Origin of the sequence: Oribacterium sp. HCP28S3_H8, from assembly GCF_052064775.1 — a bacterium.
Lineage (GTDB): Bacteria > Bacillota > Clostridia > Lachnospirales > Lachnospiraceae > Oribacterium.
Window position 1 is genome coordinate 170,076 of sequence record NZ_JBQHUZ010000004.1, and the last position, 15,076, is coordinate 185,151.

A 15,076-nucleotide genomic window follows, 5' to 3' on the forward strand; every position below is an offset into this window, starting at 1 on the left:
AATGGTGACAAGCTTGCTTAATGCAATAGATGATGTGATGTACTATCCGGTGCTGATCATCGTGATGTCGGTATTTGGATTGTACTTTACATTTCGGATGCGGGGTGTGCAGATTCGGCTTCTGCCGGAGGCGATCCGATGTGTGATGGAGCCTCCGGAGGGTGAGAATGTCTCCTCTTTCCAGGCTCTGATGGTTTCGACTGCCTCTCGTGTCGGAACCGGCAACATCATCGGAGTATCTACCGCCATCTGCCTGGGCGGTCCCGGCGCCTGCTTCTGGATGTGGCTCATGTGCATCATCGGCGGAGCGAGTGCATTCACAGAAAGTACTCTGGCGCAGATCTACAAGCGGAGAGGGAAGGACGGAAACTTTTTTGGCGGTCCGGCGTACTATATCGAGCAGGCACTTCATGCACCGCAGGTGGCAATTTTATTTTGTATCTTTCTGATTGCAACCTATGCATTTGGGTTTAATTTACTCTGCTCCTATAACCTGCAGTCCACCTTTGCAGCATATCCTTTTTATCATAAGGAAAGTACACCAATTATCATAGGAGTTATCCTTGCGGTGATTGTAGGATACTGCCTGATGGGCGGCGGCAAACGGATCATCAGCCTGACATCCACTATTGTGCCTTTTATGGGCGTATCGTATGTGCTTGTCGCTCTGATTATTATATTTCTGCATTTCCGGAATATACCGGAGATGTTTGTCGAGATCTTTACCAATGCATTTGATTTCAAGGCGATTTTTGGCGGGGTGTCCGGTTCTTGCATGATTTACGGCATCAAGCGCGGACTGTATTCCAATGAAGCCGGCGTGGGATCGGCTCCCAATGCAGCTGCGGCGGCACATGTTTCGCATCCGGTGAAGCAGGGACTTGTGCAGACCTTGTCTGTTTACATTGATACCTTGCTGCTTTGCACGGCTACGGCGCTGATGTGTCTTGTAAGTGGAACGCCGATCAGTGCGGAGGTTTCCGGGGCACCGTATGTGCAGAATGCGATCTCCACCGTTTTTGGCGAGATAGGACCAATTTTTATCACGATCGCAATGATCCTTTTTGCATTCACGACATTGATCGGAAATCTCTATTATGTAGATAACGCGTTGGCGTTTCTTAACGGTAAAAAGATGCCAGGGAAAAGGTTCATGCAGATCTTTCATAGCATATGTATGCTGGTGGTATTTCTGGGAGCGATCGCGCCGATGGATGCCTGCTGGGCGCTTGCGGATATTACCATGGGGCTTATGACATTTATCAATCTGCCCTGCTGCTTCCTGATGTCCGGCACGGTATCCAAAGCACTAAAGGATTATGAATGTAAAAAACGTGAGGGACGCAATCCGGTCTTTAAAGCGCGGGAGATCGGTATCGAAGACAGTCAGCTGGGCTGCTGGAAGTAAAACACCAAAATACGCTTTGACAGGCAATAAAGATGCAAAGACGGAGAAGATAAGCGTGGGGGGCAGGTAATAGAGCAATGAAACAATATGCAATTGTAACCGGGGCGTCCTCCGGGATCGGCAGAGCGGTATCTCTTGAACTTCTCGCCATGGGATATGATGTTTTTGGTTTTGGACGGGACTTTGCTGCCTGGAAGCTTGAGGGCATTAGAGATAACCCGGAGCAGTCGGGATTTCATCCGGTCGTGTGTGATTTACTTGACACGAAGCAGTTGATGCTGGGCCTTGACCAGATTTTAAAGACACCGGATGGAGAGCTTACTGTGCTTGTCAATAATGCGGGCACGGCGTATTACGGTCTGCACGAGGAGATGAATCCTGAGAAGATTATGGAGATGGTGCGGGTCAATCTGGAAGTACCTATGATTCTGACGCAGAAGCTTCTCCGGATTCTTAAAAAAAATCATGGCGCGGTGATCAATATTTCTTCAGTGACTGCAATTTCCTCCAGTCCGCACGGAGCTTGCTATGGTGCAACCAAAGCAGGCCTTCTCAGTTTCAGCAGGAGCCTCTTTGATGAGGTAAGGAAGTACGGGGTCCGGGTTACAGCAGTGCTTCCGGATATGACGGATACGGCACTTTACCGGAATGCGGATTTTGAAGCGGATCCTCAGTGGGATGCGCATCTAAGTCCGGAGGATGTGGCGGATGCAGTCCGATATGTGCTCTCTGTCCGGGAGGGAAGCTGTGTACCGGAGATTATGATCCGACCACAGCTGCACCGGATCCATAAAAAACCCAGAACCTGATGGATGCAGCATGTACTGCCACAGATTCCGGGCTTCAGTTTTTTTAAAAAATCAGATTCTGACTTTTATATACAGAGTTAAAAGATATTTTGACAAGTAGATATGTAACCAAGAAGACACTTCTGTTTACATGGCTTGCTGCACTGCTTGTGCCTTTAAGCTTCCTCAACCGAGAGAAGCTCAATCTTGAAATTCAGTTCCTGACCGGCAAGCTCATGATTTGCGTCAAGAGTAATGGTCGCTGCATCTACAGCAGTGACGGTTACCGGGAAGGACTGTCCCATGCCGGTGCCAAGATAAATCTGCTGACCGATTGTCAAATCCTCAGAGCCGGGAAGCTGAGACTTTTCGAGCGTAAATACCGCCTCCGGGTCTCTCTCGCCATAGGCATCCTCCGGAGCAAGATGGATATTGACGACATCGCCGACATTCATATCCACAACCGCCTTGTCAAAGCCGGGAATCATCATGCCGACACCCGCTATGAACTCCAGAGGCTCGTTTCTGTCATAGGATGAGTCAAAGGCGGTTCCGTCATTCAGAGTCCCCTGATAATGGGTTTTAACCTTTTTACCGGCATTTTTACCCGGGAAGACAATGGGAGGATGCTCATAATCAAAGTCTGAATCCTCATCCTCGCAGTGGTGTCCGCAGCAGCCTTTGCCATGATGTCCGCAGCAGTCTTCGTGGGATTCACTCTCGTCTTCCGCAGGATGTCCACAGCAGTTCTCATGAGCATGATCTGCTTCTCTTCCGTGATGCCCGCAGTGTTCCCCATGGGAGTGTCCACATCTATGATTCTTGTGGTGTCCGGATCCATCCTCGTGATCGTGATGGCTGCAGCTGACACCGGCATTCACAAGCGCTCCTGCAAGGTATGCTTCCACAGCGTCATCTGCATTGCCGGAGGCACCGGAGCAGACCTCGATCCCGGATGCGGAGAGAGCATTCATCATCCCGCCGCCGAGACCACCGCAGACAACTACGGATACACCATGGTCCGCTAAAAATCCGGCGAGAGCTTCATGACCTGTGCCATCGGTTGAAACGACCTGGCTGGACTTGATTTTCCCATCCTCAATATCATAAAGCTTAAATGCTTCCGTTCTGCCAAAATGCTGGAAAACCTCACCGGTTTCCTGCTGATAGGTTACTGCTATTTTCATAAACAAATTCCTTTCCTGAAATTTTACATTTTTAAAATATAAATGCTGCTTTATACTGCTTTAGTATATACCAGAGAGCCGGTACTTTCAGCATTGTGAATTTCTGTTTTACGGCTCATGATGAAAGTATTCTAACAGAAAAATACTGAATTATCTTCTGAAAATTCTATAAAAACCAGCGCTTTTATTAAAAAAACAGAAACTCGATTCCTGACATTTACAAACTGATTTTTAACTGCTATTATAAGTAACACTGTAAACGCTTGCATAAAATTAAATATGAATTAATATAAATAATCAGATGCAACAGTAGGTTTCACACCAATAGAGAGAATTATGTCAGAGAAGGATAGAAACTTCATAGAACATATCATAAACGAGTCCATACGTGACGCACTTGCAATTACAGACCCGGATGCATCCATCAATCGTCTTTTGATGGATCTAGGAGTAAGGATCGGAGCAGATCGTGACTGCATCTTTGAAATGGGGGAGGATGTGACTTGCACCTATGAATGGTGTAGAGATGAGAACATTTCTCAGATTCCGCAGATCAAAGAGGTCTTCATTACCGAGAAAGATAAAATCAGAAAGCTTATGGAAACGCGGCAGGTGCCGGTCTTTATTAAAGCTGAGGATATTGAGGCTTTACGGCAAAGTAATGATGAGATGTACCGGAAGCTGAGGCTTGTGAATATACACAGTCTGGTGCTTGTCCCGATCCTCCTGGAAAATGAACTCAGAGGTTTTTTTACGTTGCAAAATCCAGCCATGATGGATCAGAACCAGGATTCTGCATTGTTTGAGATCGTAGCAGCATTTCTTGCTGCCTTGCTGCGGCATCGTGACAACAACAAGCGTCTCAGGATCGCCAACTGGAGCAGCAGTACGATGTATGAAGCCAGCATGATGGCACTCAGACAGACGGATCCGGACCGGGCGATTTATGAGGTGCTTCGGTTTGTAGGGAGACGGATCGGCGGCACCCGCACGTATATTTTTGAGCGTCATCCAGGCAAGGAACTGTATAATAGCTACGAATGGTGCAGGAAGAGTGTAAGGCAGCGGATCTCGCAGCAGGAAAAAATCCATACGGAAGCCTATACGCCTGTCTGGAAACCTTTATTAAGTAATCGGGAGGGCATCATCATACGGAACCTGGAGACGTACCGTCAGGTGAGTGAGATTGTCTATAAATATTTAAAGGAGGATGAGATCGCGTCCTTAATCATTATGCCTATTTTTATAGAGGGGAAGTATAGTGGTCTTGTCGGTGTGGATAATCCGGCAAAAGAGCTGATGGATGCTGCGGTGAATGTGATGAAGCTGACAGCAAGACTCTCTGCGACACTGATCGGACATCGCGACCAGATGCGCAAGGTTCTGGAGGACTCGTACCGGGATCAGCTGACAGGAGCCACCAATCGGAGAGGGCTTGAACGCTTCCTGAAGGTGATTAATCGTGCGGATCCGATGGGACTGATATACTGTGACCTTAATGGCCTTAAAGAGCAGAATGATCAGCTTGGGCATATCGCGGGAGATGACATGATCCGTAAGGCGGCATCACTGTTAGGACAATGCGTCGATGCAACCTGCCCGTCAGAGGTAGTCCGTATGGGCGGTGACGAATTTCTTATGCTCTGCTCCGGGGTAGGTCTTGGTCAGTATGAGCGGATACTTAGAAAGCTGCGGAAGGAGTTTGAAAATAATAACTTATCTGTATCTATCGGCAATCTCTGGAGGAGCAACGGAGATACTGATTTTGATGAGCTCTTAAAGGAAGTAGATCAGGCGATGTACCGGGAGAAGCAGAGATATTATAAAGGACATGAACGGAGGAGAGATGTCCCGACAGAAGGCACCAGATAATTTTATATTATATCAAACATGCATTTTTGTAATACTTTACCTTGATATAGTGTTTGACATTTTAGCGTGATAAAGCTAATATACAAGTCAAAATAAAAAGAAGCAGTGATTCTATCCCAACGCTTCAGTTTAGGTATTTAAAGAGACAAGGGCGTCAGGTTTCAACTGGCACTTTGTCTTTTTTTATACCTGTTTTATTTCAGGAGGAATTGTGTTATGAGAAAAGCAAAATTGCGTAGTGCAGCATCCTTACTGCTTGCAGCTGCTATGGCAGTTTCTCTGGCTGCCTGCGGAAGCTCCGCATCCAGCGGATCAGGCTCGGCTGATACGAAGCAGGCTTCGACAGCAGGTGGAAGCTCCGCGGCAGTAGAAGCCACAGCACAGTCTACCGGAGAGGATCCGGTGATTCCGGACGGAGAGTCTGTTTCACAGGACTCGGATATTACCTGTGCAACCTATACCGACTTTACCACGATGGATCCGATGGATACCAGCGATACGATCTCCGGCGGTGTCCAGAGACTGATCATGGATGGACTGTTTGGATTTGACGATGACATGAAGGTCATCCCGCTTCTGGCAACAGGCTACGAAGCTAATGATAGTGCAACAGAGTATACCGTAACACTGCGTCAGGGTGTCAGCTTTACGGATGGCACTCCATTTAATGCAGATGCTGTAATTGCCAACGCAAATCGCTGGATGGATAAAAATGGCGGACTCAAGAGGACAACCTTCCTGAGCGGCGTGCTTGCCTCCTGCGATAAGGTTGATGATTATACAGTTAAATTTACCCTTTCCGAGCCGTTCGGATCCTTTATTAACTGTCTTGCGCATCCGGCAACCCTCCTTATGAGTCCGAAGCAGATCGAGCAGGGTCAGAAGGCATGTGCAGATTCACCGGTCGGCACTGGACAGTATACCTTTGTAGAGTGGACACAGGGCGACCATTTAAAGATCCAGCTCAACAAGGACTGGTGGGGATACAAGGACGGACCTGATGGTAAACCGCTGGTTGCGAGCGATGCAGGATTTAAGACGGTAACTTTTAAGCCGGTAACTGAGGGCGCAACCAGAGCTGCAATGATCCAGTCCGGTGATGCTCAGGTTATGTGGAGTGTACCTGCGGAGAATGCAGATGCCCTCAAGTCTGACCCCAATATCCACTATCAGCAGACCGACGGCCTTGTAACCTACTGGCTCATGATGAACACACAGAAGGCTCCATTTACCGACCTCAAGGTTCGTCAGGCAATGAACTACGCTATCGATAAGGATGCCTTTATCAAGATCTGCTATAACGGAATTGGTACTCCGGCAACGTCCATGATGGGTCCGAAGACACAGTACTATAAGGAAAACACTCCGTATCCGTACGATGTGGAGAAGGCAAAGTCTCTGCTGAAGGAAGCAGGATACGAAAACGGATTTACCGCAAAGTTCATGTACAGCAATACATCCACCAACCAGAAGGTTGCTGAGTTCCTGAAGCAGCAGTTGCAGCAGGTCGGCATCAACCTGGAGCTTGAAGCACTGGAGAGTGCCGTTCTCAACCAGAAGGTACAGGACAGCACCGCAGCAGGCAAGGACGCTGAGGTTGAGCTGTATTACTCCGGATGGTCATCCTCCACTGGTGACGCTGACTGGGCACTGCGTCCGATGCTTGCCAAGGAGTCTGAGCCGCCAATGAGCTACAACATTTCTTACTATGAGAATGATGAGGTTGATCAGCTGCTCAAGGATGCGCTTGCAACCTCCGACAGTGACAAACGTAAGGACTGCTACGCAAAGATCCAGGATATTGTCTGGGAGGATTGCCCGGTTGTTCCGCTGTTCCACATGCAGAACACCATTGCAGTTTCCAACAAGATTGCGAATGTCAAGCTGTATCCAGATGCTGCAATTAATCTGCGCGGCGGCAGGATGGCCAAGTAATCGGAATATCATTCTGTTACATGCAAAGCAGGGGCGTTTCCGTAACGACCCTGCTTTTGACAATTATTGTATCAACTAGGGACGAAAGGTTATAACGATATGCTGAGATATATCATAAAACGACTGCTGGGGATGATCCCCACGCTGTTCATCGTCATTACGCTGGTGTTCTTTTTTGTAAGGATGATCCCCGGAGATCCGGCGAGACTCGTTGCCGGAGAGCAGGCAACGGCGGAGGATGTGGCACAGGTACGGCAGGATTTGGGTCTGGATCAGCCGATCATTGTGCAGTATGGCAAATATGTATCCGGACTCTTAAAGGGAGATCTGGGCACATCCTTAAGATCCAAGCGTCCGGTCGCACAGGATATCGGAGAGCGTTACATCAACACACTCCGTCTGACAGCACTCAGCATTTTATGGAGTGTACTGATCGGTATCCTGCTTGGGGTCTGGGCCGGTGCGCATCGCAATAAATGGCAGGATTATCTCGGTATGACACTATCGGTTTCCGGCATATCGTTGCCCTCCTTCTGGGTCGGGTTCCTCCTTATCATGCTGTTTTCCGTAAAGCTGAGATGGTTCCCGACGACGGGTGCAAGCGGATTTAAGAGTCTGGTGCTTCCGTCCATTACACTGGGAATTTCCATCAGTGCGGTTATTGCGCGGTTCACGCGTTCCTCGATTGTGGAAATTCTCGAGGAAGATTTCATTCGTACGGCAAGAGCTAAGGGTCTTAAGGAAAAAGTTGTGATCTGGAAGCACGCGCTCCGGAACTCTCTGATACAGATTATTACGGTAGCAGGTCTCCAGTTTGGTTTCCTGCTTGGCGGTTCGGTTGTTACGGAAACGGTATTTGCATTTCCCGGGATCGGGTCACTGCTTGTGCAGTCTGTAAACTTCCGTGACTATCCGGAGATTCAGTCACTGATTCTGATTTTCTCCCTGCAGTTTATCCTGATCAACCTGATTGTGGATATCCTGTATGCAGTTGTTAATCCGGAAATCAAGCTTGGATAGAGAGGCAGCACATGAAAAAAGCAAAAGATGAAAAAAATGATATCAAGAGCCCTGTATCAGAGGCGATCCGGAAATTTTTAAAGCATAAGAACTCTATCGTTGCCCTGGGGTATATTGTGCTGCTGGTTCTGGTCGCGATTTTCTGCTATCAGATTGCTCCTTACGGAATCAATGAATATGATTACAGCGCTGTGCTGCAGGGACCGACGGCGCAGCACTGGTTTGGTACGGACGAGTTTGGACGGGATCTTCTTTCCAGGATCCTTTGCGGCACCAGGATTTCGCTTGTGGTAGGCTTAAGCTCAGTCAGTGTGGGCTGCATTGCAGGTACAATTCTCGGACTGCTCAGCGGCTACTACGGCGGTATGCTTGACTCGGTAATCATGCGGATATGCGATGTGTTGTTTGCATTTCCGGGACTCATCCTCGCCATCGCCATTGTTGCGATCCTCGGAAACGGGCTTACCAATGTGGTGATTGCTGTTGCGGTATTTTCCACGCCGACCTTTGCAAGACTTGTCCGCAGCCGTACGCTGGAGCTTAAGGACTCGGTCTTTGTTATGGCTGCCCGCGGACTCGGAACATCGGACGTGGAGATTCTTTTGAGACATATCCTGCCGGGCGCAATTCCGAGCATTATCATCCAATATACCATGTCGATCGGAAATTCGATCCTGACGGCATCCAGCTTAAGCTTCCTCGGAATGGGCGCTGTGCCTCCGACACCGGAGTGGGGACTGCTGCTCTCCAATGGCAGAAACTATATGATGACAGATATGTTTGTTACACTGTTCCCGGGTCTTGCCATTTTCCTTACGGTATTAAGCTTTAATATCCTGGGAGATGGCTTAAGAGATGCATTGGATCCAAAGCTCATGGATTAAGGAGAAACGGACATGAATGAAAAGGATGATATCATACTAAAAATAGATAACCTTCATACCTGGTTCCACACGGACAGCGGTATTGTCAAGGCGGTAGATGGTGTGGATCTGACACTCCGCAAGGGACATACGCTGGGCATCGTAGGAGAATCCGGCAGTGGTAAGAGTGTAACGGCGCTCTCAGTGATGGGACTTCTCATGAAGACCAAGGGCAAGATTGAGGATGGTGCGATTTATCTTGACGGTGAGGACATAGTGACGTTTCCGGAGGATAAGAAGCGGGAGCTGCGCGGTGGCAAAATTTCGATGATTTTTCAGGAGCCGATGACAAGTCTCAATCCGATCATGAAAATCGGCGACCAGATTGTGGAAGCGATCCGCGCGCACCAGAAGGTCTCGGACCGTGAAGCAAGAGAGCAGGCGCTCAGCATGCTGAAGCTTACGGGGGTACCGAGACCGGAGCATATGATGCGGGAGTATCCGTTTGAGCTGTCCGGCGGGCAGCGGCAGAGAGTCATGATCGCCATGGCGTTGGTCTGTAAGCCGGAGGTGCTGATTGCCGATGAGCCGACGACCGCTCTGGATGTTACGATTCAGGCACAGATCCTGGAGCTCATGAATCAGCTGAAAAAAGAGACGGGAACATCTATCCTGTTTATCACCCATGACCTTGGTGTGGTTGCGCAGGTCTGTGATGATGTGGATGTAATGTACTGCGGACATATTGTGGAGCAGGGTACGGTACGGGACATTTTTAAATCCCCGCGGCATCCGTATACCAAAGGGCTTCTCGACTCGATTCCACGGATCGGAGAGGGGCGGGATGAGCTTTACTCGATTCCGGGGAATGTGCCGAATCCGAAATACATGCCGGAGGGCTGCCGTTTTGCACCGCGGTGCGCAAGATGTACGGAAGCCTGCAAAAAGGAACCCGGCTTTACAGACTTTGGACATGGACATATCTGCCGGTGCTGGAATCCGGTGCCTGCGGAAGGAGTACAGGAAAGTGAGGGTACGGTAAATGGATGATTATATTTTACGGGCGGAAAACCTCCAGGTGTACTATCCGATCCATACGGGTGTTTTTAAAAACAGCTATGTTAAAGCTGTTGATTATGTCAGCTTTGAGGTGCCGAGAGGCAAGGTGTTTGGTATTGTAGGAGAGTCGGGCTGTGGCAAGTCCACGCTCGGTCGGGCGGTCTGCAGACTGGAGCCGATCACCGGAGGCAAGGTGTATCTTGACGGAGAGGATATCACAACACTGAGCGGTGATAAGCTGAGAGCAATCCGTAAAAAAATTCAGATGGTATTTCAGGATCCGTATGCTTCCTTAAATCCTCGTATGACGGTATTTCAGATCATTGAGGAACCGCTCCGGGTACATCATCTGACACACTCCAAGGAGGAGTCGGAGCAGAGGGTGCTTGCGCTTATGCGGCAGGTGGGTCTCGATGATTACCAGCTGAACCGCTATCCGCATGAGTTCTCCGGCGGTCAGCGGCAGCGTATCGGCATTGCCAGAGCGCTGGCAGTGGAGCCAGAGGTGATTGTTGCGGACGAGCCGGTTTCGGCGCTCGACGTATCCATCCAGGCGCAGGTTCTTAATCTACTTGCAAAGCTTCAGAAGGAGCTGAATCTTACGCTGATCTTTATTTCGCATGATCTGTCAGTTGTAGAGCATATCAGCGATCAGGTGGGTGTCATGTACCTTGGAAACTTTGTAGAGGCGGCTGATAAGGATGAGCTTTATAAAAATCCGCTGCATCCATATACCCAGGCGCTTCTCTCCGCGATTCCGATTCCGGATCCGGATAAGAGAAACAATCTGATTCCGCTGGAGGGCACAATTCCGTCCGCGGTCAATCCGCCCAGCGGCTGCAAGTTCCATACCCGCTGCCCGAAATGCATGGAATGCTGCCGGACGATTGCGCCGAAGCGTTATCAGGTAAGCGACAACCATTATGTATACTGCCATCTCTATGACGACAAGAACTAGGAGGATATTCCGATGAATCGTGAATTGTTACAGGCACTGTCCAATGCCTTTGGTCCGAGTGGATATGAGGAGGAAGTGCTTCGCAGCGCGGAGCCGTTTCTTAATGGGCTGTCTTATGAGAATGATGCCATGAATAATCTTTACATCCGTCTCCCGGGAGAGAAACGGGATGGAAGACCGGTATTGCTTCTGGATGCGCATCTGGATGAATGCGGGATGATGGTACAGAGTATTGCTGATGACGGATCACTCCGCATCATCCTGCTCGGTGGTATGCATCCGACCAGCCTGCCGGCACACTCTGTACGGATCCGCAACCGGAAGGGCGAATACGTCCGCGGCATTATTGCGGCAGAACCGGTGCATTTTATGACAGAGGAGGAACGGAAGCATACAAATGTGGCGGTGGAAACACTGAAACTGGATGTTGGCGCAGTGAGCCGGGAAGAGGTGATCGAGTCCTTTGGCATCCACGAGGGAGATCCGATTGTTCCGGATGTGAGCTTTGACTATGATGAGAAGCATGGGCTTTGCTTTGGCAAGGCGTTTGATAACCGTGTGGGTTGTGCCGCAATCATTGAAATCATGCAGCGTCTTAAGGAAGACGGTGATGCAGGAAATCTGGCAGTGATCCCTACGGCAGCGCTGGCAGCCCAGGAGGAGGTTGGCGAGCGTGGAGCTACCGTCACCGCACAAAGAGTAAAGCCGGATCTAGCGATTGTGTTTGAGGGATCGCCTTCGGATGATTTTTATTTCGGCGTGCAGCAGGCACAGTGCCGGATGGGTGAGGGAACCCAGATCCGCATCATGGATAAGAGCTATATTTCCAATCCTGCCTTTATTTCGGTTGCAGAGCAGATTGCAGCAAAGTATCATATCAGATATCAGGAGGCTGTCCGGAGAGGCGGCGGTACCAACGCGAGTGTTATCAGCCTTACAAACCATGCAGTGCCGGTACTGGTGCTTGGTGTGCCCTCACGCTATGTGCATTCGCATTATAATTTCTGTAAGGCAGCGGATGTGGACGCCACGATTGAGCTTGCGTACCGTCTGGTGCGGGAGCTTGGCAGTGACGAGGTAAAACATATACTTCGTAAGGATATATTGGGAGGTAGAGCATGATGCGTCCGGTAATTGGTATTTTGGGAAATACGCTTATGACCACGCCCGGGCTTTTTAAGAGCGCGGAAAAGGAATATGTCAATGCGGACTATATCCAGGCAGTGCTTCAGAATGGCGGTGCGCCGGTGCTGATCCCTTCGTTTGCACTTCGGGAGGATCCGGGGGCTGTGATGCGGGTGCTGGATGGACTTCTGATTCCGGGCGGTGAGGATGTGCATCCGTTTCTGTATCATGAGGAGCCGCTGGAGAAGTGCGGTGAAGTGCGTCCGGAGGTTGATATGGCGTGGAAGGCGGCATTTGATTACGCTTTTGCACATAAGCTTCCAATGCTTGGAATCTGCAAGGGAATCCAGTTTATCAATGTGATGCTGGGCGGATCGCTGTATCAGGATCTCTCATATCGTGAGGTGCCGAGTAATAAGCACCTTCAGAGCCTGGAAAGGTCGTATTTGTTTCACCATGTGACGATCGAGGCGGACAGCCGGCTCGCCAAGATCCTGGGCGGGACCGAGGTTGAAACGAACTCGATGCATCATCAGAGTGTGCGTGCGCTTGGTAAAGGACTTCGTGTGGTAGCTAAGGCGAGGGACGGTGTGATTGAGGCGCTGGAGGATGCGGACGGTCTGATTGAGGCTGTGCAATGGCATCCGGAGGGTCTCATTGAATCAAATCCGGTGATGAATCAGCTGTTCCGGGATCTTGTGAACCGGGCGGAGAAGCGGAAAACCGCGGTGATGTGAGGAGTTGTGCGGATTTGACAGGACTTGTTGATCTGGTTGATATTGCCAACCTGGATCGTTTTGCTGGCTTAATTTGCTGGCTTGTATGAGCTGGGTGTGCGAGCTGTGTAGTTGTTTTGAAGCAGGTGTTATTGAAGAAGAGCCGTTGTCTTGGTGTGGGCTGAGACGACGGCTCTTTAAATTTGAGTGGGGATGGTAGCTTCGCGGCGGTGGGGAGCATCCGATTAGGAGGAAACAGCGCTGGAAAGATGGAATTGGATGGGGATGGTGGCTGGCGGAGATTTTGATCATCTATCATCGACAGCTTTAATTCCAGTTCATGCTAAGTTCCCGCTTATGCTCAGCACAATCTGATAGATATAAGTTGATCAATGTTTGATACGGGATGCCTTTTTTTTCTGCAAGTGTTTTGAAATAAGCTACCGTATCTTCATTGATATAGAGTGTTACCTGCTTTTTAAGACGCTTGGAATAAGGATTTTTTCTAGGATTTAAATTTTTGATATCATATTCGTCTCTCATAAGTCTTACCTCAGGTTATCTATATAATACGCTTGCTCTGTTTTAGTTGCTTTTCGTGCAGAGATGATCCTGATTATTGCATCATCACCTCGGTAGCAATGGCTGACAATGCATACATTTGATGCTTCAGACATTCCAATAATTAAGAACCTATCCTCATATAAGGAGTGATCTGGGTCATCAAACAAAATTGCATTCTCATCATAGAATACAGAGCTCGCTTCTTCAAAAGAAATATGGTGTTTTGCTTTATTAATCCTGTTTTTGTTTTCATCCCATTCAAATTCCATAATATTACCTACAATATATTTATAATATAATTATATTTCTTTTTAGATAAAAATGCAACGAATCTTAAAGTGTATTCTGAAATAAGATTTTACTTGCTTTTATATTCAAATTTTAATATTTTTACTATATGTGATATAATAAACATTTAGTCTACAGACTTAAAAACTGGCATGGTAGAGAATGGGGGATTAACTGTGGCAGAAGACAAAAAAAGAAACCTGAAAATCCAGAAAATATCTGTGGTAGATCAGGTATGTGACCATATCAAGCAGGGTATTATTGAGGGGAAATGGATGGAAGGGGAAAAACTTCCGTCGGAGGGAAATTTTGCCGAGATGTATGGAGTGAATCGTCTTAGTGTTCGCATGGCATTGCAGAAGCTTAATACTTTGGGATTGATTGAAACAAGAGTTGGAGATGGTTCATATGTCAAAAAGTTTTCTATGCTTCCATATATGCACGAAATTGGATCGCTTTATGCCGGACAGGACAGAGAGGAAGACATTAAACGGTTTCGTAGTTTGATCGAAGCAGACAGTCTGCGCCTTGCGGTTCTAAATGCCAGTCAGACAGAGATAGAAGAATTAAAAAAGAGGTTGGATCACTATTATGCATTGACGCAAAATTATGTTGAAGACCCTAATAATCTTGAAAAATTGGATCAACTGGTAAATAGTGATCTGGAATTTCATAATCAGATCATTAAGATGAGTCATAATAAGGTTTATGAGGATATTTATGGCATGGTAGGCATGGCAATTAAAGATCATATAAAGAATCTGCTTTCCAGCAGAATCCATAGCAGGATTCAGGACGGACTCCCAACGCGGACACCAAATGATACACATATCAAGATGTATGAGATTATCTTGAAACGAGATTCCAGTAAAGCAGATGAGATCGTATATGAGCTATTAAATTCACTCCCTGACATTGATTATAAGAATAATTAAATAATGAAGTATTGATAAGTGATGATTAAGAGGTGTTACCGTGGCTTACGACCACGGGGCGCCTCTTTTTTGATTTTCTGTCGCTGCAACATCGCAGATGCGGAGTTATGGTTATTGCGTTCAAAAAGGATGAAGTGCGAGGGAATAAAACCTATCTTATATACGGATAGATTTTACACCCTCTATTTGGTGGAAAATACTGCACAAAAATATAGATCAAAAGAAACATAATTTGACGAAAATGCACTTAATTATTGAAATTATATATTCGATAGTTTATTATATTACCTAGCGAACAAGTGAACGAATCGATAAATCGTACACAGAAGAATTAAGATTTTTGGGAGGGAGAAAAGTA

The 15,076-nt window shown here is 47.9% G+C and carries 14 protein-coding genes; 11 read left to right on the plus strand and 3 right to left on the minus strand.

What is annotated here, in order from left to right; all coding sequences use genetic code 11:
* Position 1 precedes the first annotated feature (1 nt).
* Together ACTNEN_RS06520 and ACTNEN_RS06525 are read left to right on the plus strand one after the other, a co-directional pair.
* Positions 2-1,408: an alanine/glycine:cation symporter family protein gene (locus ACTNEN_RS06520; protein WP_441205245.1), complete on the plus strand. Its 1,407-nt coding sequence runs from the start codon at positions 2-4 to the stop codon at positions 1,406-1,408.
* 77 nt (positions 1,409-1,485) lie between these two features.
* Positions 1,486-2,217: an SDR family NAD(P)-dependent oxidoreductase gene (locus ACTNEN_RS06525; protein WP_441205246.1), complete on the plus strand. Its 732-nt coding sequence runs from the start codon at positions 1,486-1,488 to the stop codon at positions 2,215-2,217.
* 155 nt (positions 2,218-2,372) lie between these two features.
* Here ACTNEN_RS06525 and ACTNEN_RS06530 read toward each other — a convergent pair whose 3' ends face one another.
* A complete protein-coding gene (locus ACTNEN_RS06530; protein WP_441205247.1) occupies positions 2,373-3,383 on the minus strand; it encodes an FKBP-type peptidyl-prolyl cis-trans isomerase in 1,011 nt (336 codons plus the stop codon).
* Positions 3,384-3,719: 336 nt separating this feature from the next.
* Between ACTNEN_RS06530 and ACTNEN_RS06535 the strand changes: the two genes are divergently transcribed.
* From ACTNEN_RS06535 to ACTNEN_RS06570, 8 genes are all read left to right on the plus strand, one after another.
* Complete coding sequence (locus ACTNEN_RS06535) at positions 3,720-5,255, plus strand: diguanylate cyclase domain-containing protein (RefSeq protein WP_441205249.1); 1,536 nt, start codon at positions 3,720-3,722, stop codon at positions 5,253-5,255.
* Between the two features lie 216 nt (positions 5,256-5,471).
* A complete protein-coding gene (locus ACTNEN_RS06540; protein ID WP_441205250.1) occupies positions 5,472-7,190 on the plus strand; it encodes a glutathione ABC transporter substrate-binding protein in 1,719 nt (572 codons plus the stop codon).
* A 99-nt stretch (positions 7,191-7,289) separates the two neighbouring features.
* Positions 7,290-8,210 carry a nickel ABC transporter permease gene (gene nikB, locus ACTNEN_RS06545; protein ID WP_441205251.1) on the plus strand — a complete coding sequence of 307 codons (921 nt, stop codon included), beginning with the start codon at positions 7,290-7,292 and terminating at the stop codon, positions 8,208-8,210.
* Positions 8,211-8,221: 11 nt separating this feature from the next.
* Positions 8,222-9,094: an ABC transporter permease subunit gene (locus ACTNEN_RS06550; RefSeq protein WP_441205253.1), complete on the plus strand. Its 873-nt coding sequence runs from the start codon at positions 8,222-8,224 to the stop codon at positions 9,092-9,094.
* A 12-nt stretch (positions 9,095-9,106) separates the two neighbouring features.
* Positions 9,107-10,123: an ABC transporter ATP-binding protein gene (locus ACTNEN_RS06555; RefSeq protein WP_441205254.1), complete on the plus strand. Its 1,017-nt coding sequence runs from the start codon at positions 9,107-9,109 to the stop codon at positions 10,121-10,123.
* A complete protein-coding gene (locus tag ACTNEN_RS06560; RefSeq protein WP_441205255.1) occupies positions 10,116-11,090 on the plus strand; it encodes an ABC transporter ATP-binding protein in 975 nt (324 codons plus the stop codon). The genes ACTNEN_RS06555 and ACTNEN_RS06560 overlap by 8 nt, the downstream gene beginning before the upstream one ends.
* Positions 11,091-11,102: 12 nt before the next feature.
* On the plus strand, positions 11,103-12,212 hold the full coding sequence (locus ACTNEN_RS06565; protein ID WP_441205256.1) for a M42 family metallopeptidase: 1,110 nt from the start codon (positions 11,103-11,105) through the stop codon (positions 12,210-12,212).
* Positions 12,209-12,952, plus strand: a complete 744-nt coding sequence (locus tag ACTNEN_RS06570; protein WP_441205258.1) for a gamma-glutamyl-gamma-aminobutyrate hydrolase family protein — start codon at positions 12,209-12,211, stop codon at positions 12,950-12,952. The genes ACTNEN_RS06565 and ACTNEN_RS06570 overlap by 4 nt, the downstream gene beginning before the upstream one ends.
* Before the next feature lie 306 nt (positions 12,953-13,258).
* Here ACTNEN_RS06570 and ACTNEN_RS06575 read toward each other — a convergent pair whose 3' ends face one another.
* Both ACTNEN_RS06575 and ACTNEN_RS06580 read right to left on the minus strand, forming a co-directional pair.
* Positions 13,259-13,474 carry a CopG family antitoxin gene (locus ACTNEN_RS06575; protein WP_441205260.1) on the minus strand — a complete coding sequence of 72 codons (216 nt, stop codon included), beginning with the start codon at positions 13,472-13,474 and terminating at the stop codon, positions 13,259-13,261.
* A gap of 5 nt (positions 13,475-13,479) precedes the next feature.
* Positions 13,480-13,764 carry a BrnT family toxin gene (locus tag ACTNEN_RS06580; protein WP_441205262.1) on the minus strand — a complete coding sequence of 95 codons (285 nt, stop codon included), beginning with the start codon at positions 13,762-13,764 and terminating at the stop codon, positions 13,480-13,482.
* 195 nt (positions 13,765-13,959) lie between these two features.
* Between ACTNEN_RS06580 and ACTNEN_RS06585 the strand changes: the two genes are divergently transcribed.
* A complete protein-coding gene (locus tag ACTNEN_RS06585) occupies positions 13,960-14,718 on the plus strand; it encodes a FadR/GntR family transcriptional regulator (protein WP_441205264.1) in 759 nt (252 codons plus the stop codon).
* The last annotated feature ends 358 nt before the right edge of the window (positions 14,719-15,076 follow it).